Origin of the sequence: Actinomyces slackii, assembly GCF_900637295.1 — a bacterium.
Taxonomy (GTDB): Bacteria; Actinomycetota; Actinomycetes; order Actinomycetales; family Actinomycetaceae; genus Actinomyces; species Actinomyces slackii.
This window is the reverse complement of the sequence record NZ_LR134363.1, coordinates 2,886,260-2,912,051: the sequence shown is the minus strand read 5'-3', so window position 1 is coordinate 2,912,051 and position 25,792 is coordinate 2,886,260. Positions and strand designations below refer to the sequence as shown.

Here is a 25,792-nt window from a genome sequence, read left to right as displayed (position 1 = left end):
ATGCGCCTGATCCGCGAGTACGCGCATGTGCGCGTGCCGGCCACCACGGCCAACATGGGGCCGGGCTTCGACTCCTTCGGCATGGCCTTCCGCTTCTACGACGAGGTCGAGGTGCGCCCCATCACCGGGGCCACACGAGTGGTCGTCGAGGGCGTGGGCGCCGGCTCGGTGCCCACCGACGACGACAACCTGGTGGTGCGGGCGCTGCGCGCGGGACTGGATGCGGCCGGGGCGCCGCAGGCCGGCTTCGAGATGCGCTGCGTCAACCGCATCCCCCACGGGGGAGGCATGGGCTCCTCGGCCAGTGCCGCGGTGGCGGGGCTCATGCTCGCCCGCGGTCTGATCTCCGAGCCCGAGGCGCTGGGCGATGACGCGGTCTTCGCCCTGGCCACCGATTTCGAGGGTCATCCCGACAACGTCGCCCCCGCGGTCTTCGGCGGGGCGACGGTGGCCTGGACGCAGTCCGACGGCCTGCCGCGCATGGCGCCCATGCCGGTGGACGAGTCACTGCCGGTCAGCCTGCTCATCCCGCCGTCGAGCACGCGCCTGTCCACCCAGGAGGCGCGCCAGGTGCTGCCGGTCTCGGTGCCGCGAGCCGATGCGCTGTTCAACACCTCGCGCGCGGCGGTGCTCATGCTGGCGCTGGCCGGGCGCCCGGATCTGCTCATGGCCGGGACCGAGGATCGCCTGCACCAGGAGTACCGGCGCAGCGTGCTGCCCGCCTCGATGGCGGTGATGGACTCCTTGCGCGAGCAGGGCTACCCGGCGGTGATCTCCGGGGCGGGTCCTACCGTGCTGGTGCTGGCCGAGCTGGAGGAGGCCACGCGCCAGACCCTGGCCAACCACGGCTGGACCGTGCTGGCCCCCGGCATCGACACCACCGGCGCCGTCCTGGGCTGACCCCGCCCCGCCCTTCCGCCGAGGTAGACATTTTCCGCCGAGGTAGACGCAGACAGTGTCTACCTCGGCGGAAAACGTCTACCTCGGCATGGTGAGAGCGGCGTCTCATCCTCATGTAGTTGCGCGTTCAACTACGTCGACCTATGCTCCTGTTATCAAGAGAAAGGAACGCCATGCACTTCGGAATCTTCACCGTTGGGGATGTCACCACCAACCCGCACACCGGCAAGCCCGTCTCCGAGCACGAGCGCATCAAGAACACCGTCGAGATGGCCGTGGCCTCTGAGGAGCTCGGCCTGGACTTCTTCGCCACCGGCGAGCACCACAACCCGCCCTTCGTCCCCTCCAGCCCCGTGGCGCTGCTGGCCAGCATCGCGGCGCGCACCGAGCGGCTACTGCTGACCACCTCCACCACACTCATCACCACAAACGACCCGGTCCGCATCGCCGAGGAGTACGCCTACCTCCAGCACCTGGCCGACGGGCGCCTGGACCTCATGATGGGCCGGGGCAACACGGGCCCGGTCTACCCCTGGTTCGGAAAGGACATCCGCAAGGGCATCTCCCTGGCCGTGGAGAACTACGACCTTCTGCGGCGGCTGTGGCGCGAGACCAACGTGGACTGGGAGGGTGAGTTCCGCACCCCGCTCCAGGACTTCACCTCCATGCCCCGCCCGCTCGACGGCGTGGCCCCCTTCGTGTGGCACGCCTCCATCCGCTCCCCGCAGATCGCCGAGCAGGCCGCCTACTACGGCGACGGATACCTCCACAACAACATCTTCTGGCCCGTCGACCACGTCAAGCAGATGGTCGACCTCTACCGCGAGCGCTTCCACCACTACGGCCACGGCCGCCCCGAGGAGGCCATCGTGGGGCTGGGCGGTCAGATCTACGCCGCGAGCTCCCAGGCCAAGGCCATCGAGGAGTACACCCCCTACTTCCGCAACACCTATGTCTACCAGGGCGCCTCGCTGGAGGAGATGACCCGTCACACCCCGCTGGCCGTGGGCACGCCCGAGCAGATCGTGGAGAAGTACCTGACCTACCGCGATCACGTGGGGGACTACCAGCGCCAGGCCTTCCTCATCGACATGGGCGGCATCCCCCATGTCGAGGTCATGAAGCAGCTGGAGATCCTGGGCACGCAGATTGTCCCGGCGCTTCGCGCCGAGCTGGAGGGCTCGCGCCCGGAGGGCGTGCCCGATGCCCCGCTGCACCCGCGCCACCGCGCCACGCTCCAGGGCACCGAGCCGCCGGCCGAGGAGCCCTTCGCCCTGGTCAACGACTTCGACCCGCTGACGGGCCGGAAGGTGAGGATCTGAGATGAGCGCACCCATGGACCTGCCCACCCAGGCCTTCGCCCCCGACCTCCAGGCCGCCGAGGCCGCCCGCCTGAGCGCTGCGCCCAGCCCGGCCCCGGATCGGCCGCTCGTGGCCGGGGAGTACGGGGAGTCCGATGACGCCTACGACCACACGCAGATGGGGCGCCTGACCCGGATCGTCGCTGTTCATGCGGGGCTGGGAACGCCCTCGACCTCCCAGATGCTCGCCGAGCGCCTGGCCGAGTCCGCTCGGCGGTCCCTTGAGGCCGATTCGCGCCTGACCAGCGTGGAGGTGATCGCTCTGCGCCCACTGGCCGGGGAGATCGCGCTGGCCAGTGTGGGCGGCCCCCTGGGCGGCGAGCTCCAGGCGGCCGTGGACGCACTCGCCCAGGCCGACGGCGTCGTCCTGGTCACCCCGGTCTTCCAGGCCTCCTACACGGGACTGTTCAAGAGCTTCATGGACATCCTGCCCGATGGGGCCCTGGTGGGCATGCCCGTCCTCATGGGGGCCACGGCGGGCACGGCCCGCCACTCCCTGGTCACCGAGTTCGCCATGCGCCCGCTGCTGACCTATCTCAAGGCGCGCCCGACGACGCTGGCCGTCTTCGCCGCCAGTGAGGACTTCGGGGCGGCTTGGGCCTCCGAGGCGCCCTCGGAGCAGCGCGAGGCGCCGCTGGGGGAGCGCATCGAGCGCGCCGGCGCCGAGCTGGCCCAGGCGGTGGCGAGCTCCCGTCGCCAGGCCCCGGTCGACGCCATGGCCGATTTCACCCCCATGGATGCCCTGCTCGCCAAGCGCGGCTGAGGGTGATCGCGATCCCGGGGCGGGTCGCGGTGCGCGGACTGACTCGCGCGCCGCGACCCGCCCCGGTGCGTATCAACCGCCGAATGGTGTCTGGGCAGTCACTGAAACCGGGCTGTGCCCGCAGATAATGTGGACAGGGTGCCGGGTCGGCGATCCCGCAAGCGCCTTGAGTGGCCATGAGCGGCGATGAGCGGCGATGGGCAATCATGTGCCGGTCCGGCCCGCGAGTGCGCTTGCCCCATCCGGGGCGAAGCCTGCTAGGCTGTCACCATCGGTCCTGTGGATCGCACCGCAGCGTCGATCGCACCCGTCGTCGGCATGAGGTCCCACCTCGTAATGATCCGTCCCCGTGCGCATGACCCGCTCCCGTGAACGATTCCGGGACAGTCTCCCTGTTTGAACGCTGCGCCCCGGCGTGCAGTGACATCATCTCCGTTAGGACACTCGTGACCGAGACCTCCAGCTCCCAGTCCGCGCTCTCCACGATGCGTCTGGCCGAGCTCCAAGCGCTTGCCGGGCAGATCGGCCTCAAGGGCATTTCCCGTATGCGCAAGAGCGAGCTCGTCGCCGCCATTCGCGATGCCCGGGGCGCCTCCTCCGACGACCCCGGTCCCGCGACCTCCCATGACGACCAGCCCGCCGCCGACGGCACGGCGCGCCGCCCGCGCAGGAGCCCCGGATCCCAGGAGGCCGGTGACGAGCCCCGGGCCACTGGGGCGGACGGCGCTGAGGCGGCCCCCCGCTCCCGACGCCGTCGGGCCCAGGCCGCCGCCGGCGCCCCCGAGCGCACCCCCGTTCTCGACCTCGGCCTGGACATGCCTGAGCGCGCCCAGGCGGGGCAGGGCGCGGAGCCCGCGGAGGCCGGAGCCGCGCCCAGGCGCCCCCGGCGCGAGCGCGCCGAGCGGGAGCCCGACTCCCCGCCGCGCGAGTCGCGGCGCAGTCGCCGTCGGGCCCAGGCCGCCGCCGGCGCCCCCGAGCGCACCCCGGTGGGCGACGGCCCTGACTCGCCCGAGGACCACCTCGACGCCAAGGCCGCCCTCATGCGGGACCTGGCCGACGCCACCGGGACGGCCGCCGTCGAGCCCGCCGCACGGTCGCGTCGTGAGGAGGAGTCCGAGGGCTATGAGGAGGAGCGGGGCGGGCGCCGTCGTCGGGGCCGCAAGCGCGGACGCGACCGCTTCGAGCGCGAGAACCGTGACGCAGACTCGCCCGCGCCGGCGCGCCAGGGCAGGAGCCAGTCCCGGGAGGAGGAGGTCCTGCTGCCGGTGGCCGGCATCCTCGACGTCAGCGACCACCAGCACGCCTACCTGCGCACCTCCGGCTACCTGCCCGGGCCCAAGGACGTCTACGTCTCGGCCCACCTCATCAAGGACAACGGCCTGCGGGCCGGGGACGCCGTGACCGGATGGGTCCGTGAGGGCGGGGAGACCGCCGGGCCCAGCGGTGGCAGGAACAACCGCCGCCAGAACCGGGCCGGGCGGGTGAAGTACAACCCGCTGGTCAGCGTCGAGTCCGTCAACGGCATGGATGCCGAGCGCTCCAAGCGCCGCCCCGAGTTCGCCAAGCTCACCCCCCTCTACCCCCAGGAGCAGTTGCGCCTGGAGACCACGCCCAAGGCGCTCACGCCCCGGGTCATCGACCTGGTCTCGCCGATCGGCAAGGGCCAGCGCGGGCTCATCGTCTCCCCGCCCAAGGCCGGCAAGACGATCATCCTCCAGCAGATCGCCAACGCGATCGCCGTCAACAACCCCGAGGCCCACCTCATGGTCGTGCTCGTCGATGAGCGTCCCGAGGAGGTCACGGACATGCAGCGCACCGTCAAGGGCGAGGTCATCGCCTCGACCTTCGACCGGCCGGCCTCCGATCACACCATCGTCGCCGAGCTCGCCATCGAGAGGGCCAAGCGCCTGGTGGAGCTGGGTCAGGATGTCGTGGTGCTGCTGGACTCCATCACCCGCCTGGGCCGTGCCTACAACCTGGCCGCCCCCGCCTCGGGGCGCATCCTGTCCGGCGGTGTGGACGCCAGCGCCCTCTACCCGCCCAAGCGGTTCTTCGGGGCGGCCCGCAATGTGGAGAACGGCGGAAGCCTGACGATCCTGGCCACCGCCCTGGTGGAGACTGGCTCGAAGATGGACGAGGTCATCTTCGAGGAGTTCAAGGGCACCGGCAACATGGAGCTCAGGCTCTCCCGCCAGCTGGCGGACAAGCGCATCTTCCCCGCCGTGGACGTGGCCGCCTCGGGCACGCGCCGCGAGGAGCTGCTCATCGACCCCGCCCAGCTCAAGATCATGTGGCGCCTGCGCCGGCTCTTCGCCGGGCTGGAGCAGCAGCAGGCCCTCGAGCTCGTGCTCTCCAAGCTCAAGGACACCCAGTCCAACGCCGAGTTCCTCATGGTCATCTCCAAGACGACGCCCGCGGGAACCTCACTGGCCGACGCCGACGAGGACGAGGCCAAGATGGGCTGAGCCTCCTAAGGCAGGCGTCTGGCCACGAGGTAGACGGTTGTGTCGTCGGCCTCGTGGCCAGACGCCTGTGTTGCGGGGGCCGGGCGGTTACGCGAGCCAGGCGGCGCAGGCGTGCACGATGGCGGTGAGGGCGGATGGCCCGGTGTCCAGCCGTCGTGCCAGGGTCCGCATGGTCAGGGCGCTGAGTCCATCGGTGCGCACGATCTCCAGGGCGGTAGTGACAATGGTGGCGCGTGAGAGCAGAGGCTTGGCCGGTCGCTGGCGTCGGCTGCGGGGATCGGTTGTTCGCATGCTGTTCCTCGGCCTTGTTGACAGGAGGCGAACAGCGTTCGTAACGAACGCCGTTCGTCATGTGGAAGGATTGCTTGTCATGCCATGAAGCGCCAGGCGCTCATGCGGCTGGTCCCGGCGAGGAAGCCCGCTGGCGTTGGTGTCGCAGGCCTCCCGTACTCTCTGCGCATGAGCACACCACCCTCGCCTGCAGTCGACGACCCCCGCTTCCTGCGGCTCATGGACGACCTGGAGTCCACCACTGCGCGTCCGTCCATCGAGATCAGCACTGACTCCGTCGGCCCTCTTCCCGTGTCAGCCTCCAAGCTCGGTGGGACGCCGTACCTGCCCGCTGGCGAGCCCGCGCCGCAGGGAAGAGTGGCGCCACTGACCTTCCTGGCGCAGATCCGACTGGAGGAGCTGCCGGACAACGACTTCCTGCCTGATGCCGGTCTCCTGCAGTTCTGGATCGGCCGGGACGACCTGTACGGCATGGAGTGCGACGACCTGCGCGCCGGCGACTACAGGGTCGTCCACTACCCGAGCATTGATGAGTCCGTGAGTAAGGAGGACGTGCTGGCGCGCTACGTGCCGGCGAACCTCGATGACGAGGATGAGTTGTCCCCGTTCGAGACCAACGACTCCCTGGCCCTGTCCTTCACCATGACCAGCCAGCCGCTCAGCAAGGATGACGTCTCGTTCGGCAAGGCCTTCAGTGACCTGTGGAGCACGATGTTCCCGGAGGTCCCGCTTGAGGCCTGGTGGAAGCTCCCGAAGGACCTGACCGAGGCGCTGTATGACCGATTCGCCACCTCCGGGCACCGCCTGGGTGGCTACCCCTGCTTCACCCAGTGGGATCCGCGCGGCACGAACTCCCTGGAGAAGGAGGCGGTGCTGCTCCTGCAGATCGACTCCGACGATCACATCATGTGGGGCGATGTCGGCGTGGCGAACTTCTTCATCCTGCCCCAGGAGCTGGCAGCCGGGGACTTCTCCCGTGTGGCCTACACCTGGGACTGCTGCTGAGGCGGGCGGCGCATCTCACGTGCCAGGCACCGGTCGCCGCATTGTGGCGGGGGAGGGCCGGCGGCATAATGTCCTACTGGCCTCCGGTTCACCTGCGCCGCCGCGCGGGACCCGGGACCCTCTGATCGCTTAAGGAGAGACCTATGAAGCAGGGTATCCACCCCGAGTACGTGGCCACCACGGTCACCTGCACCTGCGGCAACACCTTCGAGACGCGCTCGACCGTCACCACCGGCGAGATCCGCGCCGAGGTGTGCTCCGCCTGCCACCCCTTCTACACCGGCAAGCAGAAGATCCTCGACACCGGTGGCCGCGTGGCCCGCTTCGAGGCGCGCTACGGCAAGCGCAACAAGTAGCCGAGTACCCCGACGCCGACGGATGGCCCCCAGTGGGCCGCCGTCGGCGTCGTCGTGCATCCGGGCCCGGCCGGGCCACCCGCACCGCCACCATCCCAGGAAAGACGATCCATGAGCGAGGACTTCTCCGCAGCCGAACCGCTCCTTGAGGAGTACACCGCCATCGAGGCCGAGATGGCCGGGCCCGCCGCCTCCGATCCCGCGGTGATGAGGCGCCTGGGCCGGCGCTACGCCGAGCTCGGGCGAGTGGCCAGCGCCCATCGCGCCTGGGCCGTGGCGAGCGCAGACCTGGCCGACGCCCTGGAGCTGGCCGATGAGGACCCCGACTTCGCCGCCCAGATGGCCGATGAGCTCCCCGCGCTGAAGGCCGCCGAGGCCCGGGCCGCCGAGCGTCTGCGCGAGGTCCTGGTGCCCCGCGACCCGGATGACGCCCGCGACGTCATCATCGAGGTCAAGGCCGGCGAGGGCGGAGCGGAGTCCGCCCTGTTCGCCTCTGACCTGGCGCGCATGTACACCCGCTACGCCGAGCGGATGGGTTGGGCTGTTGAGGTCCTTGGCGCCACCGCCTCCGATCTGGGCGGATACAAGGACGTGCGGCTGGCCATCAAGACCCGCGCGCCCGTGGAGCCCCAGGATGGGGTGTGGGCGCATCTGAAGTACGAGGGCGGCGTCCACCGCGTCCAGCGCGTGCCCGTCACCGAGTCCCAAGGGCGTATCCACACCTCGGCGGCCGGGGTCCTGGTCATGCCCGAGGTCGACGACCCCGGCGAGATCGAGATCGACGCCGCCGACCTGCGCATCGACGTCTTCCGGTCCTCCGGCCCGGGCGGGCAGTCGGTCAACACCACCGACTCGGCGGTGCGGATCACGCATCTGCCCACCGGGATCGTCGTGTCCATGCAGAACGAGAAGTCCCAGCTGCAGAACAAGGAGGCGGCCCTGCGCGTCCTGCGCGCCCGCCTCCTGGCCGAGCGCGCCGCCGCAGCCGAGGCCGAGGCCAGCGCGGCCCGTCGCCTGCAGGTGCGCACGGTGGATCGCAGCGAGCGGATCCGCACCTACAACTTCCCGGAGAACCGCATCGCCGATCACCGCACCGGGTTCAAGTCCTACAACCTGGACGCTGTGCTCGATGGCGACCTGGGGCCCGTCATCGCCTCGGCCATCACCATGGACGAGGCCGAGCGCCTGGCGGCGGTTGGGGGCCAGGGGTGACGAATGGCGTGAAAGGCGGTTCGGGGGCGGGAGTCTCTGGTGACGGTGTGGGTGGCGGGGGTGCCGGGCTCGACTGGTCGCAGGCTCCTTTACGTCTTCACCCGACACCCCCGCCCCCCACACCTGCCGTCTCCTTTCCTGCGGGCTCGCTGGACCGCTTCCAGCTCCGTCGCCTGGTCCGCGACGCCGGGCAGGTGTTGAGGGAGGCGGGAGTCGTTTCTCCTGAGAACGACGTCCGGGTGTTGGCGGAGCATGTGGTGGGAACGTCGCTGGTCATATGCGAGGGGGCGAGCGCCGAGCAGGCTCGCCGGTTCGTCGCGCTGGTTGAGCAGCGCGCGGCGCGAGTGCCGCTCCAGCACCTCATGGGGCGCATGTGGTTCCGGGGGCTGGGACTGGAGTGCCGGCCCGGGGTGTTCATTGTGCGGCCCGAGACCGAGGTGGTGGCAGGGGCGGCCATCGACGCCGTGGCGCGGATGGTGGTCGGCGGCGTCGCGGAGCCGCTCGTGGTCGACCTGTGCACCGGATCGGGCGCCATCGCCGCGGCCCTGGCGGTGGAGGTGGCTGGGGCACGAGTGGTCGGCGTGGAGCTGGACGAGGGCGCGGTGGCGCTGGCCCGGGAGAACTGCGAGCGCCTCGCGCCCGGGCGAGTGCGCGTCCTGCGGGCTGACGCCACGGCACCCGACACGCTCAGCGAGCTGGACGGCAGGGTCGATCTGGTCGTCTCCAATCCACCGTACGTGCCCGCAGGGGCTGTGGAGGATGAGGAGACCGAGCGGTACGACCCGGACCTGGCGCTCTACGGCGGGGGAGAGGACGGGACGGCGGTGCCAGTCGCCATCGTGAGGCGGGCTGCGGATCTCCTGCGTCCCGGCGGTGTTCTCATCATGGAGCACGACCCCGGGCAGGGGGTCGCGCTGCGCGAGGCCGCCCTCGCCGCCGGCTTCGGGCAGGCGACCACCGGCCAGGACCTGGCCGGCCGCGACCGCTACCTGCGGGCTGTTACCGAGCGAGCCTCACGGGCCTGACGCGGCTCCTCTGGGCGCGCCCGAGGCGTTCGCCCACGCTCCCTACTGGCACTGTAATCCCTGACTCGGTCGAGTCCCGCAGAGTGGAGTGGCCTCTGGTGGGGGCCGGGCGTGGCGAGACCCGGTGTTGCACATTCATCCTGGACCCCCGCCTGGGGGATCGTTGGAATTCCAACGATCTGTCCTGGCGAGTGTCTGCGTCAGCAGGGATGAATGTGCGTCGGCGTCGCTCATGCACATTCATCCGTGTGCAGCACAGGAGGTATGGGAGGAAGATCCGCAGAATCATGCCGATTTCCAGGCGGGCGGTCCGACGCGGCACGGGAATGAATGTGCACGACCGACCTCGTCAGGCGAGCACTCTGGCACGAAGCTCTCCCGCGTCCTCCAGGCCGACATGCTGCGAGCGTTGCATGCGGGCGATGTCGATGTCGTTGCCAACGCACTGCTCGAAACCCTCCATGACGGCATGACGATGACGTCCCACCGGCGGCCGGCAAGGGTGCCGTCATCGGTGGTACTGGGGCGCGGGGCTGATGACTCGCACTGGGCAAGTGGCCGTGCGTTTGGGACACTGAGGCCATGATCCCCACTGCCGAGAGCCTTGAGGCGCGTGAGGCGCTGGTGGCCCACCGTGACGAGCTCGATGCGCTCCTTGTGCGCTACGGCGCCTCCAATCCGCGGCTGTTCGGCTCGGTCGCGCGGGGCGACGCCGGCCCGCAGTCGGATATCGACATTCTCGTTGATCTTGAGGACCCACAACGGCGCACGCTCATGCGGATCGCCGGTCTTAACGAGGGGATGCGCCGCGTGCTCGGCCGCCCGGTCGATGTCCTCGCCCCGGTCGTGCTCCGCGATGCGGTCTCGCGTGAGGCGCTGGCGGAGGCGGTGGCATTGTGAGCGGCCCGTGGTCGCTGAGGCTGCGCGGAGGACCATGACGGAGCAGGAGTGCGCGGCGATTCGGACAACACGCAATATTGCCGCACACGCAGGATACCGGGACATGAACGATGACCTGTTCTGGCTGGCAGTGACCCAGCGGCTTCCCGGCATCCTTCAGCGCCTCAGCAAGGCGCTTGATTCCGTGGGCTGAGCCGGGCGCGGAGGCTCGCGGAGTCATGCGGATCGCGGCGCCCGCTCCGGTACCTTCTGAGCCTTGCAGCGCGCTCAGTCACTGCCGCCCGCATCGGTGACGACCGCGGCCCGCTGGCGCGCTGCGGCGCAGCTCATGGTCCAGGGGTGTCGCGATGCCGGGCGAAGAGCGGCGGGCCTGGGTCACTCGCCGCAGCTCCGCATGATCCCAGGGAGAGCAGGGGGTGCCGTCCCGGGCTCGGTGGGCTCGTGCTGCGGCGGTGCGTTAATCGCTCCACGTGAGCAGCCGCGCTCCCAGGGCGCCGAAGATCCCGATCATGCCGGCCAGGACCGCGGTGGCCAGGCCATGGTGGGACCATGGCTCCCCGCTCCACATTCCCTGCACCAGATCGACCAGGTAGTAGAACGGCGAGTAGCCCATGATGCGCTGGACTCCCGCGGGCAGCTCGGCCGTGGGGATGAATGCCCCGGAGGACATCATGAGCACGATGAGCAGGCCGTTGCCGATGCCGGTAGCGGCGCGCGAGGAGGGGTAGATGGCGGCCAGCGTGTAGCCCAGGGCCAGGAAGGCCACCAGCCCGAGGGCCACTGCGGCCAGGATCTGCAGCGGATTCCCCTGAGGGGTGGCGCCGAAGCAGATCATCCCGGCCAGCAGCGCCAGGATCACGCCGGCCATGCTGATGAGGAAGGTGACGCTCAGATCCGCGGCCACATAGGTCCCCGCTCGCAGCGGCGTGGCCCGCAGTCGTGCCAGGGCCCCGCTCTCGCGGAGCTGGAGCTGGGCGACCGGCAGGAGCATGACGCCGGTCATCGCCACCACCAGGCAGGCGCAGGCCGGCAGCACGGCGTCGACGAAGCCGCGGCCCCCGAACTGCGGCGCGGGATCATTGCCGAAGATCAGCCCGAAGATGATGACCAGCATAGGGGCGAAGATGAGGGTGAAGAACAGGCCCGCCGGCTCGCGCAGGGATGAGCGGGTGAGCATGACGACCAGGGCCCGGTAGCGCGCATCAGTGTGCCTCTCTCATTGTGCGTCCGGTGAGGTTGAGGAAGACGTCCTCCAGGCCGGGTGAGCTGGTGGACATGTCTGTGACGTCGACCCCCGCGCTGGTCAGGTGCGCCAGCGCGTTCTGGACGAAGGAGCCGGAGCCGCGCACCACCGTCGTGGCGCCATCGAGCTCCACCGTGGTCACTCCCTCGATGGAGGCCAGGGAGCCAGGCGCCGGCCCGTTCAGTGACAGCCGCAGGCAGGTGTCCCCGCCGTGGGCGGCGATGAGAGCCGGGACGGTGTCGCAGGCGATGAGCCGGCCGTGGTCGATGATGGCGACCCGATCGCACAGGGCCTCGGCTTCCTCCATGTAGTGGGTGGTCAGCACCACCGTCTTGCCCCGTTCACGGATGTCGCGGACCACGTCCCACATCGCCAGGCGTGCCTGCGGGTCGAGTGCCGTCGTGAGCTCATCGAGGAAGAGGAGCTCGGGGTCATGGATGAGGGCCAGGGCGATGAACACGCGCTGGCGCTCACCCCCGGACAGCTTGGTCACGTACGACTTCTCCTTGGCGGCGATGCCGAGCCGCTCCAGGAGCGGGCGCCACGGCAGGCAGCGGTCGTAGAAGGTGGAGAAGAGCTCGAGCGCCTCGCCCACCTTCAGGCGGGGCGGGAGCGCGGCCTGCTGGAACTGGATGCCGGTGCGCTCCACCAGGGTGCGCTCATCCCGCAGCGGGTCGAGGCCCAGGACCTTGATCATCCCGGATGTGGGCTTGCGCAGGCCTTCGAGGCAGCTCAGGAGCGTGGTCTTGCCCGCGCCGTTGGGGCCGATCACGCCGAAGATCTCGTTGTCCTCCACCTCCAGGCTCACCGTGTCGACCGCGGTGAGCTCGCCGAAGCGGTGGGTGAGGTTCTGGCATGAGATGGCGCTCATGACTCCTCCGTACGCGGCTTGCCGACCGTGTCCAGGGTGTGGGTGATGACCTGGGCGGACAGGTCGGGCGGCATGATGGCGATGCCGCGCTCGGAGTCGGCCAGGAGGAGAACCATGTCCCCGGGCTTGATGCCGAACAGGTCCCGGGCCCCTTTGGGGATGACGATCTGGCCCTTCTCTCCCAGGGTGACGGTGGCGGCGAACTTCCCCGGCGGCGGGGTTCCCTCTGGAGGTTCCATGGGACCATGGTATCTCAGGTGCGACAAGTATGACTAGTTGTACTAGTAGTACCCAAAGGGCTCTGGGGTGCTGGAGCGTGTGTGCGGTTCAGGTCCCTGGGACGGGCGCACGGCCACATGCTCGCCGCATCGACCGGTGGCAGTGGCCTGGTTACCGGTCAGACGGGTGCAGAACGCGCGCGTCTCGCCGTGTCCCACTGACAGACGCCCGGGAGCAGCGAGCCCAGGGGCGCGCACGGTCGAGCTGCTCGCCGAGCGGGTAAGGAGATGGGTAGCGTTGCTGGTGCGCTTGCGGCGCTGGACGGTGACGAGCCCGGTGTTGCACATTCATCCTGCACCCCCGCCTGGGGAATCGTTGGAATTCCAACGATCTGTCCTGGCGAGTGTCTGCGTCAGCAGGGATGAATGTGCGTCGGCGTCGCTCATGCACATTCATCCTTGTGCAGCACAGGAGGTATGGGAGGAAGATCCGCAGAATCATGCGGATTCCCAGACGGGCAGTCCGAGGCGGCCCAGGAATGAATGTGCAAGACCGACCTCGCTCGGGCCGTCGAGGGCATCGACGCAGTTGTCCTCACCCACGGCACCGACTCCAACGGGCTGCGGGCCGTGCTCGACGCAACCGGCCGGTGCCTGGCGTGCCAGGAGTCAATGATGCCGGCTGCACCCTCGATGCCCGTTCCGTCCAAGACGGGCCGCGCCGGGCTCACTACAGTCTCATCCCATGGAACTGACACTGGGATTCATCGGGATCGTCACCCGAGACATGGCCGCCTCGCTCTCCTTCTACCGCGCCCTGGGGGTGCCCGTCGCTGAGGGGGTGGAGGGCGAGGGGCACGTGGACGCGCGCCTGGCCGACGGCACGGTACTCGCCTGGGACACCGTGGAGGTCATCCGCTCCTTCCATCCCGGCTATGTGCCGCCTGAGGGCGGGCATCGCATCGCCCTGGCCTTCCGCCAGGAGCGCCCCGAGGATGTTGACGCCCTCTTCGCCAGGCTGACCGATGCCGGCTACGAGGGCGCGGTCAGGCCCTGGGACGCCTTCTGGGGGCAGCGCTATGCCACGGTACTGGACCCGGACGGCAATGCTGTCGACATCTTCGCCGCACTGCCCGCCAGCTGACCCGGGCTCATCCCGGCGAAGCGCGCGAAGTCCCGGCACATGTGGGACTGGTCGGCGTAACCGGCCTCAGCCGCAGCCTGCGCCAGGGGAGTCCCGCACGAGATGAGCCTGCGAGCGCGCTCGGCGCGCCGGATCCGCACCAGCGTGGTGTAGCCGTAGCCGAAGGCGGTGAGCATCCGGCGGCGCAGCGATCGCTGCGAGCACTCCAGCCGCTGCGCCACCTGCGCGGACGCCAGCCCCGCGCCCGCGGCCCGGTCCACCAGGGCCGTCCACGGCTGCGGGGCGCCGAGCGGCTCCAGCAGGGGAGTGAGGAGTACCTGCGGCGCGGGTGACTCGCGTGCCCGCACCATGAGGTCCTGCAGACGCGCGGCGTGCTGGCCGGCTGCGCCGTCGAGCGCTGCGCCCAGGTCGACCGAACGGTCTCGCAGGTTCGGCAGGTCCGTGGGCAGCAGGCGCAGCGCCGTCCCGGCGGACAGCCGCAGGCCGAGCATCCCCTCAGAGTCCGTCCCCGCAGAGCGCAGCCACCGGGTCTGGGGCCCGCAGATCCACACGCGGTCACCGGCGGCGATGAGGTCCACGCAGCCGTCGGCGGGGATCGGCGACGGGCCGGCGTCGCAGGACCGCCACAGCACGGCGCCCGGACCCAGAACCGACTCGGAGAACATGCCCGTATCCTGGCACGCCTCCCGGCCACCGGGGCGGGCGCCGCGGCGCCGCTGGTGGCCGTCGCGTCCAAGACCCCCGAGGGCGGCGGTTCTACTGTGGGGCGTCAAGGCCGCGAGAGAAAGGAGGCGCCGTGTCGAGCGATGAGGACAAGGCGGCGGACAAGGCCCTGGTCGACGAGCTCCTTGAGACCCTGGAGCCCTTGGAGGTGCGGGCGCGCGCCATGTTTGGGGCGTGGATGGTCTACGTGGACGACAAGCCCCTGGGGATGGTCGGGGACGGTGGTGTCTACATCAAACGGTCGGGCGTGGACGACCGTTTCGACGGGATCGCCCGCCTGGTACCGCCGTATCCGGGCGCCAAGGACTACTGGCTGATGGACCTGACGTTCCTGCGCGAGCGGCCCGACGACGTGCGCGACCTTCTGGCCGCCGTCGCCGACGCGCTGCCCGCCCCGGCCAAGCGCCGGCAGTCCAGGCCGTGAGACCAGGGGCGTGTGCGCGAGGCGCGTAAGGTGGGTGCATGAGCACTGCACCGGAGGCAGTCGAGGGCCTCATCGCCGGCCTGCGTGAGGCGCTGGCTGCGGCAGGTGACCCGGCTAGGGCCGCCCAGCAGCGCGCCTACCTGAAGTCCGAGATGGCCATGCACGGCGTCAGCGTCCCGGTCGCGCGCCGCATCGCCCAGCGGGCTGCCGCCGCCCACCCCGACCTGTGGCGCGACCCAGGGACCTGGCAGACCGCCCTGTGCTGCCTGTGGGACGGAGCTACCCACCGCGAGGAGCGCTATGCGGCCCTGGCCATCATCCGCTCCAAGCACTCGGCTCCGCACGCCAGCCGCATGGAGTCCCTGGCGCTCTACGAGCACTGTGTGCGCACCGGGGCGTGGTGGGATCTGGTTGATGAGGCCTCGCATGCCGTCGGGCTCGTGATGCGCGCGCACCCCGCCGCGGCCGCCCGGATGCGGGCCTGGGCGGCGGACGCGGACATGTGGGTGCGGCGCAGCGCGATCATCTGTCAGCTCCAGCACAAGGCGGACACCGATCTCGCCTTGCTGACCGACGTCATCGAGGCCAACCAGGAGGACCGCGAGTTCTTCATCCGCAAGGCCATCGGCTGGGCCCTGCGCGACTACGCCCGCACGGACGGCGACTGGGTGCGCGCCTTCGTCCAGGCTCATCCCAGCCTGTCCCCGCTGAGCCGGCGCGAGGCCCTCAAGCACCTGTGATGCGCGCAAGGGAGGGGGACGGGGAGTGTCAGGTTGTGGTGCCAGAGGCCTGGAGTCTGAGACACTTTGTCAATGAGTGGATCCAGGGCTCGGTTGCCGAGTGCCTCGCTCCTGGCCAGTGTGTGTCAGGAGCATGGCGTGGCTCGGTTGCGCCTGTTTGGGTCGGCGACCACTGAGTGCTTCGATCCTGATCAGAGCGATCTTGACTTTCTCGTGGATTTTCTGCCGGATCGACGAGATCGGTTGGCGGACTACTTGGGGCTTCAGGCGGACCTATCTCGATTGACCGGTAGATCCGTCGACCTAGTGATTGCTGATGCTGTTCGGAACCCGTACTTTCGTGCATCGGCGCTAGCAACCGCGGAGGACGTCTATGCGGCCTGAGACACCGGCTCACCTGTGGGATGCGCTGCAGGCAGCCCGGGCCGCAGTAGGGTTCACCGCTGGTGTCGGCTACGACCAGTTCGCAGGCGACCTGATGCGAAGGTCCGCGGTGGAGCGGCAGATCGAGATCCTGGGTGAGGCTCTGAATCGGATCCGGCGGGCGGATCCGGATGTGGCAGTGCGCATCGTTGTGATCGACCAGGTCGTTGGGATGAGGAACATCATCGTCCACGAGTATGGCCACGTCGATGACCGCCTGGTCTGGGATGCGGTGACGAGTAGGCTCCCGGGGCTGTCCGCGTTGCTGGAGCAGTTGCTCGACGAGGCTGACGGGTCCCTGGGGTGACGCGCCACCGGGTCCTGCACGGTGTCGGCGAGCCCGACCTTCGGGGCTGCGACCAGAATGCCTGAGGCCTCGGAGATGATGTCGACCTCATGCTCATCCCGCTTGGTGCGCAGGTGCCCGGCCTGTGCCCCGAGAGCCTCAGTGGAGGCTCGGACTGACTGGACGGCGAGCGACTCGAACAGTGCGCCGAACCAGGTTGCTGCGGTGGACGAGATCTGCTGGCCCTCGTCCTGAAGGAGACTTTGGTTCCCGATCCCCATGAGTCGAGCCGCTAGATGTACTTCCTTGGGAGGTTGTGAACGGGGTGGGTGGTGAGTGAGGGCCTCCGGCAGGATGTGGGTTGTCAATGCTCGCATCACTGAACCGGAGGCCCTCATGGTCCACGCTAACTCGCCTTTGACGCCTGAGGGGCGTCGACGTCTCGCTGTTCTGGTCGTCGAGGAGGGCTGGCCGCTGCGGCGAGTCGCTGAGCGCCTACAGGTCAGCCCGGCCACCGTCAAGCGATGGGCCGATCGCTACCGGGCCGGCGAGGCGCTGATCGACCGCTCCAGTCGACCCTCCACCTCGCCGGGGCGCCTGCCCTCCAAGACCGAGCGGCGGATCATCGCTATGAGATTCACGCGCCGCTGGGGAGAGCACAGGATCGCCTATCACCTGAATCTGCACCGCTCCACAGTCGGGCGGGTCCTGTCGCGCTACCGCATGCCCCTACTGGCCCACATCGACCAGGCCACCGGGCTGCCTGTTCGCCACCCGGCACCGGCGCGCTACGAGAAGAAGCGCCCCGGGCAGCTGGTGCATCTCGACATCAAGAAGCTCGGCCGCATCCCACAAGGAGGCGGGTGGAGAGCCCACGGGCGCGGCTCGGCGGCCGACAAATCCTCAGGCCGGGCCCGCGACCGCGCCGCCAGGAAGGGCGCCAGCCCCTCACGCGGCTACCGCTACCTCCACCACGCCGTGGACGACTACTCCCGGGTGGCGTATTGCGAGATCCTCGACGATGAGCGCAAGGAGACCGTAACCGCCTTCTGGAGGCGCGCCAGCGCGTTCTTCGCGGACCTGGGGGTGGGTGTCAGCGCCGTGATGACCGATAACGGTGCCTGCTACCGCTCCGCAGCATTCAACCAACTGCTCCAGGACACCGGGATCAAGCACCGCTACACCCGCCCCTACCGCCCCCAGACCAACGGCAAGGTCGAGCGCTTCAACCGCACCCTGGCCACCGAGTGGGCCTACGCCAGGCCCTACACCAACGAGGCCGAGCGAGCCGCCGCCTACAACGACTGGCTCCACCACTACAATCACCACCGACCCCACACCGGCATCGGAGGCCAAACCCCATCACAACGCGTACACAACCTCACGGGGAAGTACAGCTATGGCCAGAATTAAACAAGATCGTGTGCTGGCGTGATGTTTGGGAGGTGTTCGAAGTCGTAGTCGAAGGTGCGGGTGTTGATGTAGCCCATGAATGCGGTGTAGGTCTCCTCGGGGGTGTCTCTCTGGATGTTCGCGATTGTGCCTTTGGCGGTGTTCCAGACGTGCTCGACCGGATTGTGGTCGGGTGCGTAGGGCGGCAGGTAGATGAGCTTGAGGCTCTCGAGCCGGCCTCCGGGCTGAAGCTGCTCTCTTAGCGCTTTGGCGTGGTGGAACCCGGCATTGTCGAGAACCACGGCGATCTTGTCGTTATCGGTCTCGCGCACCAGGCGAGTCAGGCAGGAGAGGATCTTCTCGGTGTTCTGGTTGCCCTCGATGGGGTAGACCTTGACCTTCTTGGATCTCAGGGACAGTGCGCCGAAGAAGGAGCAGGCGTTGCGGGTGCGGTCCACGTAGATCTTCGTTCGTTTACCCTGGGGCAACCACATGCGGCGGGTCTCAGCCTCGTGCTCCACGCGCACCTCATCGGCCGCGTACACCTCCCACCCGTCGCTCAGGAGGTCTGCGACCTCGTCTTGGATCTGGGCCATCCGCTTGGTGATGGCCTCCTCGTCGCGGCGCTTGTCAAAGGGGTCGGGCAGCTTGAAGCTCATGCCCGCAAAGTGCATGAGCAGCCGGTAGGAGGAGTCCGACTCGTACTCCACGTCGAATCTGGTCCTCACCACGTCAGCCAGGGCGGGAACATCCCAGAAGTCCGCCTTGATGCCGGACTGTGACGGTGGCCGGCTCAGAACCTCTTTGAGCTGCTCCTTCTGCTCGCGGGTGAGCTTGGCCGCATTCTGATTTCCCTTATGACCGGTGACCACCGAATGCAGACGGCTGACACGCCAAGACGCCAACCACTCCTTAACAGTCCTCACCGTGCGCCCCACCATCTCCGCAATGAAATCCAGGTCAACGCCGTGCGAGGCGTAGAGAATAGCCTCAGCTTTCAACCGGATGAGAATGAGGGAGTCACCTCGCTTCTTCCACCTGATAAGGACCTGCTGCTCCTCGTCTGTCACAACCACGTGCATGAAGAAATTCTACAACGAAAGGTGCCGTCATATCCAGCCCAGAAAGCCCCGGAATACGGTTTTGTTTAATTTCGGCCATAGAACTGGGTCGACCAGACTGAGAGTCAGGATGGCGCGAGCGCGGCGGCTGGTTGTGACGGTCTTCCCCACGCCCTTCGCTCCTTCGATGGCAACAGCAGGAAGCTCGGTGAGCATGTCGTCAAGCAGCGTATCGACAACGCGAGTTCCGTCTCCAAGATCAGCGGAATAGAGGTGCTTTCCTGTGCCTACTAGGCAACTGGGCGAGGCTCTGCTAGGCAACTGGGCGAGGCTCTTCTGAGGCGGTGGCGGCTGGGGTGGAACCGCCGGTGGATCGACGGCGATGGGGGCGGTGCATGATCCGGGCAAGATCGTCTGCGATCCAGCACTGTCACCGGCCCTGGGCGGGGAGTGAGTATCGGACCTGGCCCTGCTTCGCAGTCAGGCGGAGGTCTTCGGCCCGGTGGCCTGGGCCCTGACCTTCAAGCGGGGATACGGGTTCCGACACTTGACGCCAAGTAGATCGAGGACGCGGTCATATTGGACTCGAGCCAGGCGTTGATGATGTCCACCTCTGCCTGGTTGGGGTAGCGCACGTCGTTTTCGACTGCGTGCCCGTGGGTGATGGCCCAGTCCCAGACGTCGTGCCAGGACCACACGCCGCCACCGACTGGGTTAACCGCCAGTGGGAAGCCGCTCTGACGCTTGCCGGAGGTCCAGTTCTGTACTGCCTGCCGGGTGACGCCCAGCCGGGAGGCGATCTCAGGTCGGGTGACCAGGTCAGGGACCAGGCGCAGCAGGCGCAGCCCGAGGGACTGAAGCTCGGTGACCATAGTGCGGGCGGCGACGTCGAAGCTGGCGCCCTTGCCCAGGACGGTCACGAACTCGTGGCCGGTGTGATCGGTTCCGACGGTTCCGTCGTAGTCGTCGATAAGCGTGTCAACGAGGCTGTCGTCAACGTGCTCTACGTGGAAGGTCATCTCGTACAGGTTCATGATGGGGCTCCTCAGGGGGCGCTCTCAGTGGCAGCGGTGCCTGTGTGCTGCGCCGGCGACTGAGCGCTCCTGGAACTAGGATGAGTCACCGCCAGCACTGTTGTCAAACGACAACAGGATTGGGGGCGTCACGATGCTGGCCCTCTTGCGGGTGGCCGCTGAGGACGGGGCGAACGAGTCTTCAGCAGGTCGTGCTGGGTGGGGCACCTGCCAGCATCGGCCCGGACGCGCCTGACACGAATAGGGCCGCAGCCTGCTGGCGCCTGCTTCCGCCAAGCAGTCGCAGTGCCTGGCCCACGGTCTCCCCGGCCTCCAGGGCGTCGGCCAGACGACGAGCCTCCGACCCGCTGAGCTCCGCTCCCAGCAGGCGCACCGCCTCACCCTGCGCAGTCAGGAGTGCTCGCGTATGAAGGCCGGGTCAGCGAAGGGCTTCCCTTCCAACTCGCCGGGCAGAGGGACGACAAGCCGCCGGCCCAGGAAGTGGTTGGCGCGCTCGCAGGAGGTCTCCGAGGCCATGACGCAGCAGTGGCAAGCCGCTCCATGGAGGAAGTCCTCCGGGTCCTGGGGAGCACGACTGGCGCACACTGGGTCGGAGGAGCACTGTCGCGCTTGACCGCGGAGGCCATGGGGGAGACGGTCACCTTTGTCATGGCATCGCGTGCGCGGTGCCGGGGGAGGGTCAAGACCGGGGGTGTCTTATCCAGCCTCGCACATGGATGCGATGTGTTCTCAGGCCAGCACCAATCGGGCGCCGCAGTTGCGCATCATGGTGAAGGTGTTGCACCAAGGGACGTCGAGGGCTTTGCAGGCATCCGGGATCTTGACTCGTTTTCGACTTCCGCTGGCAGCAGTCTCATGAGTCACGACAGTCAGATTGTAAGCGGCGGCGTGGGCGACGAGGAGGAAGTCTGCGTTCGATGATGTGAACGCGCTCAAGGCTGAGGGCTTGAAACTCTGAGAGTTCGCCCAGTTTGTCAGGCGCTGAAACTGGGAGGCAGTTCTCTGGTCGGGTAGGATGAAAAAAGGGCTGTGATTCTTCGACCATGCTGCCAAGTCGTCCCCTCCGGCGACAAGCTCCCGGTAGACGGCCTGCACGCTGCACGCTTGCCCGGTGGCTTCAACGTGCTCCAGCCATTCCCAGAAGCCAGGTGCTAGGTCGAAGGAGTAGTAGGAGTTCTTCGCCTGGATGAAGACGTTCGCGTCCAAGAGATAGGTCATGCCACACGCGCCTCCTCCTTCAATCGAGTGAAGGTCGAGTGCTTCTTCGTGCCGAGGAGGTGATAGGCGTCCCGGTACAGGGTCTGTCCTTCAAGGGCGCTGGCGACAACGGCGTGGATGAAGGGCAGGCCGAGTCGGTAGCGCTGTGTCGCGTAGTAATCTCCGCCGCTGCTCGTGCTCGTCTTCTCCACGTACTCGGCGCTTCTGTCCTGTTCGCGCTCTAGGAGTGCGATGAATCGCGTACGCTCCACTTGCTCGTGGTCGCGCAACGAGCAGAGCAGGACCTGGGAACTGACCCCGTAGGCTGCGGCGTGTTGTCGGAGCAGGTCGGAATCATCGAGCAGGGTGAGGGCGCTATCGCGTGCCTCCTGGGGGAGAAGGACGTCTGCGGCGACGGTGTTGCACCATCGCTCGGCATCGGGGGCCTGTACGGCAAAAGGGCTCGCATCTGACAGCGCGGAGCCACCGAGCCACACGTGAGCGAACTCGTGGACCAGGGTGAAGACTTGGGCGGTCTTGGAGTCATTGCCGTTGATGAAGATCAGCGGAGCCAGGCGGTCGACGAGGGCGAAGCCCCGGAACTCCTCCACCTGGAGCGTCCGCTTGTTGCTCTCGCCTGTGACGCCGCTGACCATGACGAGGACCCCGAGTTCCTCCATCCGCTCGATCAATGCCCTCCGGGCACTGGAGGCGCTGGAGAATCGTCGGCCGCGCAAAGCATCGACATGAAGTGATTCACGTATTCTGGTGGCAGCCTCGTCGGTGCTGACGGCGGTCGTGAGCGATCCAACGAACTCCGGTCCCTCGCCAATGTTGTTCGCAACATAGTCGCGGTACCAGTCCTGGCGGTTCTGGCAGATATAGATCATGTCCAGAAGGTCGCCGGAGGGCTGCGACAGCTCCTCATTGCCCAGGGTCCGCATATCAGGAATGGGCAGATCCTCCGTGGGCGGCTCTGGAAGGAACAACGTGGCAAGGCCGACGTGAGTAACCTTGGCGAAGGCCTCCAGCTGGTTGAAGGTCGGCTTCTTCTCCCCGCTGACCCACTGCGGGAACAGTTTCTCGTACGTCTTGGGGGTGCCACGCCTGTCCCAGCCTGCCCTCCAGGCGGCCCATTGCAAGAGGCCAGGTTCGACGTCCACCCTGACAGTCGCCATCCCGTGACTCCTCGTTCTCCGTGCGCTCCTGTGGGGTCTATACCCGGAGCGTGATCACCAGGCTAGCAGGTGCCTGGGAGAAGAACTCGCTGGTCTAGACGATGAGGGAGAGTGCCGCCAGCCTCACTCCCCGGCGATGGCGCGCAGGGCTGACAGGTGGGCCTGCCAGGCGCCGCGGCCCTCCTTGGTCAGTGACATCCAGGTGCGCGGTCGCTTGCCGACGTAGCCCTTGCGGATGCGCACGATTCCCAGGCCCTCCAGCTGGGAGGCCTGCCGGCTCAGCACGGAGTCGGAGACCTGGAGGGTGTCGCGCAGGGTTGGGAAGTCGATCTCCTCGGCGGCCGCCAGTGAGGCCGCCAGGGAGAAGCGCACCGGGTGCATGAGTGCCTCGTGGAGCTGATGGCGGGGGTGCTGCCCGTCGCTCATCTGCGGACCTCCCGCCATGCGCCCCACGTGGTCAGCGCGGTCAGGGCCGCGATCGAGACGATGACGAACCAGACCTCGCCCTTCCACAGGCGGGTCGTGCCGAACATGGTGACCGCCCACAGAATGCCCCATGCGCCCATCGTCTGCGCCCAGCGTCGGCCGAAGCCCACCTTCACGTACCGGATGGATGTGGTCATGGCGGCAAGGAGGATCGCGAGCCACGGCAGGAATGCGGTCAGCGCCAGCCATACGAGGCGCTCATCGGTGAGCATCACCAGGTGCATCGTGACCACGAACATGGAGCACAGGGCCCCCAGGGCCAGCAGGAAGGCGCTGGGAACCAGGCTCGCGCCCGAGCGCGTGGCGCTGTCCAGCCGCTGCGCCTGCGCGAGCAGCTCGCGGGCCTGCTCGGCATCGAGATCGGCCGACGGCGCCTCCCCGATGGGCCAAGGGTGCTGATCGTTCTGGTTGTGTTCGCTCATGATGCTGCCTCCTGAGTGGTGACGTGCCGGATGATGACGTAGATGACGGCGAATTCGAGCAGGCCGGCAAGTCCGGCACCGGCGATCGGCAGGCGCCACAGGGCGATGCCGAGAACGATCAGCGCCACTTGGGACAAGACGCCCAGGGCGAGGAGGGTGTGCCCGATGGGGCCCTGGAGGTGGTCGACCCAAGCGGGGCGATAGCTGATGGTAGGTGCGGTGGTCATGTCGGGCTCCTGGTCAGGGTGGGTCGGGGAGTGGAGCTCCTCGATGACTCCCAGTGTAGTAAGTACTTTCCAAGATGACAAGTACTTTCGCGAAGAGTGTGCCGGCGAACGGCGACGGCGGGACGCGCCCCACGGGAGCCCCGCCCCGCACTGCACCCCAGCGCCCCGCCAGGATCTGAGACCTGCTCCCGGCCCGGCGTCTTCGCCTGCCTGCGAGAGCCTTGCTAGCCTGCGCGCAGGAGCCTCACGTTCGGGCACCGGGGAAGGGGGTTGCTGTGCTCACACGCTTCGAGGTGTCGGGGTTCAAGAACCTTCGTGACGTCGTCGTGGACTTCGGACCGTTCACCTGCATCGCCGGACAGAACGGAGTGGGGAAGTCCAACCTGTTCGATGCCATCCAGTTCCTCTCCCACCTCGCCAGCGGCACCTTCCGCGAGGCCATCGCCTCAGTCCGACCGGCGTCGGGGCAGCGGGCGACCCAGGAGTCGGTGCTCAGCGCCGCAGTTCTGGCGGGGGAGGAGAACCTGAGGCTGGCGGCGGAGATGGTGATCCCTTCTCAGGTGAGGGACAATCGGGGGCGTTCAACAACCCTGCCTGATCAATGCCTGCGCTATGAGGTTGAGCTGAGGGTCGATACGAGCTACCAGGGGAAGCGTGCCAGGCCGATCAGGCTGGTCTCGGAGCGGCTGACCTCGTCCACCAGGAGCCTGCCCGAGCCGCTCGCCGGAGTTGCAGATCCTCGGCCCGGCAAGGGGCGAGTATATATCGACACCACCGAATTACCGGTGGGATTTGACGCCGATGGCGAGCCGCAAGATTTGGGGCCAGGGGCTTCCATGTATGCCATGGGCATGAAAGCATCAGTGGTCGATCTTGATGCTGGCGATGGGAGCCTCGCCTCCATGCATGTCAGTGACGACTACCTCCTCGATGAGCTTGATCGCACAGTGCTGTCCCATGGCGCGCGAGGCACGGTTCCCGGCCAGGCGGCAGCTGAGCTGGAATCCTGGCGTTTCATCGCTCTGGAGCCAAGCCTTATCCGTGCCATGGACAGTGTTGACGCTCCCGGGGAACTGGAGGGATCGGGTGCCCATCTGGCGGCCTTCCTTAACGCGCAGGCCGAGGAACAGGGCCGCGAGGTCTACGACGCGCTTCGCCATGCTCTATGGGAGATTATCGATCTGCGCGATCTCGACGTGGTGCGCAATGGGGACTTCCTGGAGCTGCGCGCTCAGGCGGGAGATGGTCCGCTACTGCCGGCCCGTGCTCTGTCCGACGGGACCCTGCGCATGCTGGTCCTTGGGGCGCTGGCGACGACAACGCAGCCCTCCGGGGCAATCTTCCTCGAGGAGCCCGAGAACGGCGTGCATCCGGGGCGCTTGCATGCCCTGCTCGATCTGCTCCGGAGGATGTCTGAGCCCCAGGGGGATGCGCTGCGCCAGGTCGTCGTCAACACCCATTCGCCGTACGTGGTCCGGGAGATCGCTGATCGTCGCCCCGAGGACATCGTGTGCGCCGTACGGGCCAAGAGGGCCGCGCCTGGCGGCGGACTGGAGGAGCATGCTGTGTTCAGGCCTCTGCCCGGGACCTGGCGGGCGGAGGGCTGGGAGGAGGGGCGTGGGACCCGCCCCGTCTCGCGTGGTCAGCTCTCCGTGTACCTGTCCAGTCCTCAGGAGTGGGAGATCGACGGGTGACAAGGAATAAAAACTGGGCTTGCTGCCTGCTTCGCGAAGGCACCTCCGACGACGCTCTCGAGGAGCCACTGACCAAGCTCCTCATCCGAATGACGAGTGATGAGGTGGAGTTCGAGGTCCCAAGGCTCGGTGGGTCAACAAAAGACAAGTTCGCCTGGCTCCTGCGCGAGGCGGATTCTGATGTCTATGACATCGTCTTTGTTCATCACGACGCTGACCGTGCCGGCATTCAAGCCAGGATCAGCGAGATCAAAGATGGCTCGGAGGATTGGCGCGAGGAGCAGGAAAAGGAGCAGAAAGGCGAACATGGGCAGGTGGTCCCTGTCGTCCCTGTGGTGGCGACCGAGGCCTGGGCCCTTGCCGGGCTCTTGGATGATCCGGAGCAGCGAGGCCGACTTGCGCGTCAGGGCCTCAAACAGTCGTCACTGGAGGGGGTTGCCGATCCCAAGGATCGGTTGCGCCAGGCTCTCTGCGACCCAGGTGGCTCCATCCCAAAGAAGGACTTCGAACGAGAGCGCCGCCGGCTGCTCCGTGACCTGAACATCTCCGGCACCGTGAGCCAGCTGGCGGCGTGGAAGCGACTCGAGGCGGATATGCGAGAAGCCGTTCTGGCAGTCCGTCCCTGGTACAAGGATCGCATCCGCGCGGATGAACGGGGCTGAGTCGACTGGCTGCAGGCGGTAGCAGCCTCACTCTTCTACCCGCAGCCACCCGCACTGCACCCCAGCGCCCCGCCAGGATCTGAGACCTG

General features: G+C 67.8%; 31 protein-coding genes. 17 read left to right on the top strand and 14 right to left on the bottom strand.

Annotated features, from left to right (window positions below; all coding sequences use genetic code 11):
- From thrB to rho, 4 genes are all read left to right on the top strand, one after another.
- Entirely contained in the window at nt 1-900 is a 900-nt protein-coding gene (gene thrB / locus EL266_RS12040; RefSeq protein WP_026427083.1) for a homoserine kinase, read from the top strand.
- A gap of 173 nt (nt 901-1,073) precedes the next feature.
- Nucleotides 1,074-2,222, top strand: coding sequence for a CE1758 family FMN-dependent luciferase-like monooxygenase (locus EL266_RS12035; protein WP_026427082.1), 1,149 nt, complete (start codon nt 1,074-1,076; stop codon nt 2,220-2,222).
- A gap of 1 nt (nt 2,223) precedes the next feature.
- Complete coding sequence (locus EL266_RS12030) at nt 2,224-3,024, top strand: CE1759 family FMN reductase (protein WP_232012033.1); 801 nt, start codon at nt 2,224-2,226, stop codon at nt 3,022-3,024.
- A gap of 446 nt (nt 3,025-3,470) precedes the next feature.
- On the top strand, nt 3,471-5,489 hold the full coding sequence (gene rho / locus EL266_RS12025; protein WP_026427081.1) for a transcription termination factor Rho: 2,019 nt from the start codon (nt 3,471-3,473) through the stop codon (nt 5,487-5,489).
- A gap of 87 nt (nt 5,490-5,576) precedes the next feature.
- Here the strand turns inward: rho and EL266_RS12020 are convergent, their stop codons facing one another.
- Complete coding sequence (locus EL266_RS12020; protein ID WP_026427080.1) at nt 5,577-5,780, bottom strand: hypothetical protein; 204 nt, start codon at nt 5,778-5,780, stop codon at nt 5,577-5,579.
- A 168-nt stretch (nt 5,781-5,948) separates the two neighbouring features.
- Between EL266_RS12020 and EL266_RS12015 the strand changes: the two genes are divergently transcribed.
- The 5 genes from EL266_RS12015 to EL266_RS11995 all read left to right on the top strand — a co-directional run bounded on the left by EL266_RS12015 (nt 5,949) and on the right by EL266_RS11995 (nt 10,278).
- Complete coding sequence (locus EL266_RS12015) at nt 5,949-6,785, top strand: YwqG family protein (protein WP_169719951.1); 837 nt, start codon at nt 5,949-5,951, stop codon at nt 6,783-6,785.
- Nucleotides 6,786-6,928: 143 nt separating this feature from the next.
- On the top strand, nt 6,929-7,141 hold the full coding sequence (gene rpmE / locus EL266_RS12010; protein ID WP_026427078.1) for a 50S ribosomal protein L31: 213 nt from the start codon (nt 6,929-6,931) through the stop codon (nt 7,139-7,141).
- Between the two features lie 111 nt (nt 7,142-7,252).
- On the top strand, nt 7,253-8,353 hold the full coding sequence (gene prfA / locus EL266_RS12005) for a peptide chain release factor 1 (protein ID WP_026427077.1): 1,101 nt from the start codon (nt 7,253-7,255) through the stop codon (nt 8,351-8,353).
- Nucleotides 8,354-8,502: 149 nt separating this feature from the next.
- Nucleotides 8,503-9,378 (top strand): peptide chain release factor N(5)-glutamine methyltransferase, encoded by an 876-nt coding sequence (prmC, locus tag EL266_RS12000; RefSeq protein WP_026427076.1) that lies wholly within the window; start codon nt 8,503-8,505, stop codon nt 9,376-9,378.
- A 582-nt stretch (nt 9,379-9,960) separates the two neighbouring features.
- Complete coding sequence (locus tag EL266_RS11995) at nt 9,961-10,278, top strand: nucleotidyltransferase family protein (RefSeq protein ID WP_026427075.1); 318 nt, start codon at nt 9,961-9,963, stop codon at nt 10,276-10,278.
- 457 nt (nt 10,279-10,735) lie between these two features.
- Here EL266_RS11995 and EL266_RS11985 read toward each other — a convergent pair whose 3' ends face one another.
- From EL266_RS11985 to EL266_RS11975, 3 genes are read right to left on the bottom strand one after another with little or no spacing between them, the layout of a single operon-like run.
- Nucleotides 10,736-11,455: an ABC transporter permease gene (locus EL266_RS11985; RefSeq protein ID WP_034514948.1), complete on the bottom strand. Its 720-nt coding sequence runs from the start codon at nt 11,453-11,455 to the stop codon at nt 10,736-10,738.
- 25 nt (nt 11,456-11,480) lie between these two features.
- Nucleotides 11,481-12,392, bottom strand: a complete 912-nt coding sequence (locus EL266_RS11980) for an ABC transporter ATP-binding protein (protein WP_026427073.1) — start codon at nt 12,390-12,392, stop codon at nt 11,481-11,483.
- Nucleotides 12,389-12,631, bottom strand: coding sequence for an AbrB/MazE/SpoVT family DNA-binding domain-containing protein (locus EL266_RS11975; protein WP_034514947.1), 243 nt, complete (start codon nt 12,629-12,631; stop codon nt 12,389-12,391). The genes EL266_RS11980 and EL266_RS11975 overlap by 4 nt, the downstream gene beginning before the upstream one ends.
- A 724-nt stretch (nt 12,632-13,355) precedes the next feature.
- Here EL266_RS11975 and EL266_RS11970 point away from each other — a divergent pair.
- Nucleotides 13,356-13,754 (top strand): VOC family protein, encoded by a 399-nt coding sequence (locus tag EL266_RS11970; protein WP_026427072.1) that lies wholly within the window; start codon nt 13,356-13,358, stop codon nt 13,752-13,754.
- Here EL266_RS11970 and EL266_RS11965 read toward each other — a convergent pair.
- Entirely contained in the window at nt 13,688-14,419 is a 732-nt protein-coding gene (locus EL266_RS11965; protein WP_026427071.1) for a helix-turn-helix domain-containing protein, read from the bottom strand. The genes EL266_RS11970 and EL266_RS11965 overlap by 67 nt on opposite strands.
- A 131-nt stretch (nt 14,420-14,550) precedes the next feature.
- Here EL266_RS11965 and EL266_RS11960 point away from each other — a divergent pair, with 131 nt between their 5' ends.
- From EL266_RS11960 to EL266_RS11935, 5 genes are all read left to right on the top strand, one after another.
- Complete coding sequence (locus tag EL266_RS11960) at nt 14,551-14,901, top strand: hypothetical protein (protein ID WP_051281217.1); 351 nt, start codon at nt 14,551-14,553, stop codon at nt 14,899-14,901.
- 38 nt (nt 14,902-14,939) lie between these two features.
- Nucleotides 14,940-15,641 (top strand): DNA alkylation repair protein, encoded by a 702-nt coding sequence (locus tag EL266_RS11955; RefSeq protein ID WP_026427069.1) that lies wholly within the window; start codon nt 14,940-14,942, stop codon nt 15,639-15,641.
- A gap of 72 nt (nt 15,642-15,713) precedes the next feature.
- Complete coding sequence (locus tag EL266_RS11950) at nt 15,714-16,025, top strand: nucleotidyltransferase family protein (RefSeq protein WP_084500801.1); 312 nt, start codon at nt 15,714-15,716, stop codon at nt 16,023-16,025.
- Nucleotides 16,015-16,371: a HepT-like ribonuclease domain-containing protein gene (locus EL266_RS11945; RefSeq protein WP_026427068.1), complete on the top strand. Its 357-nt coding sequence runs from the start codon at nt 16,015-16,017 to the stop codon at nt 16,369-16,371. Before EL266_RS11950 ends, EL266_RS11945 begins: the two co-directional genes overlap by 11 nt.
- Before the next feature lie 375 nt (nt 16,372-16,746).
- On the top strand, nt 16,747-17,763 hold the full coding sequence (locus EL266_RS11935; RefSeq protein WP_126412354.1) for an IS481 family transposase: 1,017 nt from the start codon (nt 16,747-16,749) through the stop codon (nt 17,761-17,763).
- Here the strand turns inward: EL266_RS11935 and EL266_RS11930 are convergent.
- From EL266_RS11930 to EL266_RS11895, 9 genes are all read right to left on the bottom strand, one after another.
- On the bottom strand, nt 17,760-18,824 hold the full coding sequence (locus EL266_RS11930; protein WP_126412021.1) for an IS630 family transposase: 1,065 nt from the start codon (nt 18,822-18,824) through the stop codon (nt 17,760-17,762). The genes EL266_RS11935 and EL266_RS11930 overlap by 4 nt on opposite strands.
- A 27-nt stretch (nt 18,825-18,851) precedes the next feature.
- Entirely contained in the window at nt 18,852-19,019 is a 168-nt protein-coding gene (locus EL266_RS13445) for a hypothetical protein (RefSeq protein WP_156907662.1), read from the bottom strand.
- Between the two features lie 305 nt (nt 19,020-19,324).
- Nucleotides 19,325-19,837 carry a helix-turn-helix domain-containing protein gene (locus EL266_RS11925; protein ID WP_051281439.1) on the bottom strand — a complete coding sequence of 171 codons (513 nt, stop codon included), beginning with the start codon at nt 19,835-19,837 and terminating at the stop codon, nt 19,325-19,327.
- 390 nt (nt 19,838-20,227) lie between these two features.
- Nucleotides 20,228-20,353, bottom strand: a complete 126-nt coding sequence (locus tag EL266_RS13915) for a hypothetical protein (protein WP_269471440.1) — start codon at nt 20,351-20,353, stop codon at nt 20,228-20,230.
- Nucleotides 20,354-20,566: 213 nt separating this feature from the next.
- Nucleotides 20,567-21,055, bottom strand: a complete 489-nt coding sequence (locus tag EL266_RS11915; protein WP_026428003.1) for a DUF4411 family protein — start codon at nt 21,053-21,055, stop codon at nt 20,567-20,569.
- Nucleotides 21,052-22,212, bottom strand: a complete 1,161-nt coding sequence (locus EL266_RS11910) for an ImmA/IrrE family metallo-endopeptidase (protein ID WP_026428002.1) — start codon at nt 22,210-22,212, stop codon at nt 21,052-21,054. The genes EL266_RS11915 and EL266_RS11910 overlap by 4 nt, the downstream gene beginning before the upstream one ends.
- 123 nt (nt 22,213-22,335) lie before the next feature.
- A complete protein-coding gene (locus tag EL266_RS11905; protein WP_034515657.1) occupies nt 22,336-22,638 on the bottom strand; it encodes a transcriptional regulator in 303 nt (100 codons plus the stop codon).
- Nucleotides 22,635-23,120, bottom strand: a complete 486-nt coding sequence (locus EL266_RS11900; RefSeq protein ID WP_026428000.1) for a hypothetical protein — start codon at nt 23,118-23,120, stop codon at nt 22,635-22,637. The genes EL266_RS11905 and EL266_RS11900 overlap by 4 nt, the downstream gene beginning before the upstream one ends.
- Nucleotides 23,117-23,347 carry a hypothetical protein gene (locus tag EL266_RS11895; RefSeq protein ID WP_026427999.1) on the bottom strand — a complete coding sequence of 77 codons (231 nt, stop codon included), beginning with the start codon at nt 23,345-23,347 and terminating at the stop codon, nt 23,117-23,119. The genes EL266_RS11900 and EL266_RS11895 overlap by 4 nt, the downstream gene beginning before the upstream one ends.
- 221 nt (nt 23,348-23,568) lie before the next feature.
- Here EL266_RS11895 and EL266_RS11890 point away from each other — a divergent pair, with 221 nt between their 5' ends.
- The gene (locus tag EL266_RS11890) at nt 23,569-25,041 is read left to right on the top strand and encodes an AAA family ATPase (protein ID WP_084501152.1); all 1,473 of its coding nucleotides are present in this window, start codon (nt 23,569-23,571) and stop codon (nt 25,039-25,041) included.
- 89 nt (nt 25,042-25,130) lie between these two features.
- Nucleotides 25,131-25,703 carry a hypothetical protein gene (locus EL266_RS11885; RefSeq protein ID WP_034515655.1) on the top strand — a complete coding sequence of 191 codons (573 nt, stop codon included), beginning with the start codon at nt 25,131-25,133 and terminating at the stop codon, nt 25,701-25,703.
- Nucleotides 25,704-25,792 lie beyond the last annotated feature (89 nt).

What these genes read in the sequence shown, in the direction of transcription:
- thrB (WP_026427083.1), top strand. Translation starts at nt 1, where the DNA reads ATGCGCCTGATCCGCGAGTACGCGCATGTGCGCGTGCCGGCCACCACG.
- EL266_RS12035 (WP_026427082.1), top strand. Translation starts at nt 1,074, where the DNA reads ATGCACTTCGGAATCTTCACCGTTGGGGATGTCACCACCAACCCGCAC.
- EL266_RS12030 (WP_232012033.1), top strand. Translation starts at nt 2,224, where the DNA reads ATGAGCGCACCCATGGACCTGCCCACCCAGGCCTTCGCCCCCGACCTC.
- EL266_RS12020 (WP_026427080.1), bottom strand. Translation starts at nt 5,780, where the DNA reads ATGCGAACAACCGATCCCCGCAGCCGACGCCAGCGACCGGCCAAGCCT.
- EL266_RS12015 (WP_169719951.1), top strand. Translation starts at nt 5,949, where the DNA reads ATGAGCACACCACCCTCGCCTGCAGTCGACGACCCCCGCTTCCTGCGG.
- rpmE (WP_026427078.1), top strand. Translation starts at nt 6,929, where the DNA reads ATGAAGCAGGGTATCCACCCCGAGTACGTGGCCACCACGGTCACCTGC.
- prfA (WP_026427077.1), top strand. Translation starts at nt 7,253, where the DNA reads ATGAGCGAGGACTTCTCCGCAGCCGAACCGCTCCTTGAGGAGTACACC.
- EL266_RS11995 (WP_026427075.1), top strand. Translation starts at nt 9,961, where the DNA reads ATGATCCCCACTGCCGAGAGCCTTGAGGCGCGTGAGGCGCTGGTGGCC.
- EL266_RS11985 (WP_034514948.1), bottom strand. Translation starts at nt 11,455, where the DNA reads ATGCTCACCCGCTCATCCCTGCGCGAGCCGGCGGGCCTGTTCTTCACC.
- EL266_RS11980 (WP_026427073.1), bottom strand. Translation starts at nt 12,392, where the DNA reads ATGAGCGCCATCTCATGCCAGAACCTCACCCACCGCTTCGGCGAGCTC.
- EL266_RS11975 (WP_034514947.1), bottom strand. Translation starts at nt 12,631, where the DNA reads ATGGAACCTCCAGAGGGAACCCCGCCGCCGGGGAAGTTCGCCGCCACC.
- EL266_RS11970 (WP_026427072.1), top strand. Translation starts at nt 13,356, where the DNA reads ATGGAACTGACACTGGGATTCATCGGGATCGTCACCCGAGACATGGCC.
- EL266_RS11965 (WP_026427071.1), bottom strand. Translation starts at nt 14,419, where the DNA reads ATGTTCTCCGAGTCGGTTCTGGGTCCGGGCGCCGTGCTGTGGCGGTCC.
- EL266_RS11955 (WP_026427069.1), top strand. Translation starts at nt 14,940, where the DNA reads ATGAGCACTGCACCGGAGGCAGTCGAGGGCCTCATCGCCGGCCTGCGT.
- EL266_RS11950 (WP_084500801.1), top strand. Translation starts at nt 15,714, where the DNA reads ATGAGTGGATCCAGGGCTCGGTTGCCGAGTGCCTCGCTCCTGGCCAGT.
- EL266_RS11945 (WP_026427068.1), top strand. Translation starts at nt 16,015, where the DNA reads ATGCGGCCTGAGACACCGGCTCACCTGTGGGATGCGCTGCAGGCAGCC.
- EL266_RS11935 (WP_126412354.1), top strand. Translation starts at nt 16,747, where the DNA reads ATGGTCCACGCTAACTCGCCTTTGACGCCTGAGGGGCGTCGACGTCTC.
- EL266_RS11930 (WP_126412021.1), bottom strand. Translation starts at nt 18,824, where the DNA reads ATGCACGTGGTTGTGACAGACGAGGAGCAGCAGGTCCTTATCAGGTGG.
- EL266_RS13445 (WP_156907662.1), bottom strand. Translation starts at nt 19,019, where the DNA reads ATGCTCACCGAGCTTCCTGCTGTTGCCATCGAAGGAGCGAAGGGCGTG.
- EL266_RS11925 (WP_051281439.1), bottom strand. Translation starts at nt 19,837, where the DNA reads ATGAACCTGTACGAGATGACCTTCCACGTAGAGCACGTTGACGACAGC.
- EL266_RS13915 (WP_269471440.1), bottom strand. Translation starts at nt 20,353, where the DNA reads ATGGCCTCGGAGACCTCCTGCGAGCGCGCCAACCACTTCCTGGGCCGG.
- EL266_RS11915 (WP_026428003.1), bottom strand. Translation starts at nt 21,055, where the DNA reads ATGACCTATCTCTTGGACGCGAACGTCTTCATCCAGGCGAAGAACTCC.
- EL266_RS11910 (WP_026428002.1), bottom strand. Translation starts at nt 22,212, where the DNA reads ATGGCGACTGTCAGGGTGGACGTCGAACCTGGCCTCTTGCAATGGGCC.
- EL266_RS11905 (WP_034515657.1), bottom strand. Translation starts at nt 22,638, where the DNA reads ATGAGCGACGGGCAGCACCCCCGCCATCAGCTCCACGAGGCACTCATG.
- EL266_RS11900 (WP_026428000.1), bottom strand. Translation starts at nt 23,120, where the DNA reads ATGAGCGAACACAACCAGAACGATCAGCACCCTTGGCCCATCGGGGAG.
- EL266_RS11895 (WP_026427999.1), bottom strand. Translation starts at nt 23,347, where the DNA reads ATGACCACCGCACCTACCATCAGCTATCGCCCCGCTTGGGTCGACCAC.
- EL266_RS11885 (WP_034515655.1), top strand. Translation starts at nt 25,131, where the DNA reads ATGACGAGTGATGAGGTGGAGTTCGAGGTCCCAAGGCTCGGTGGGTCA.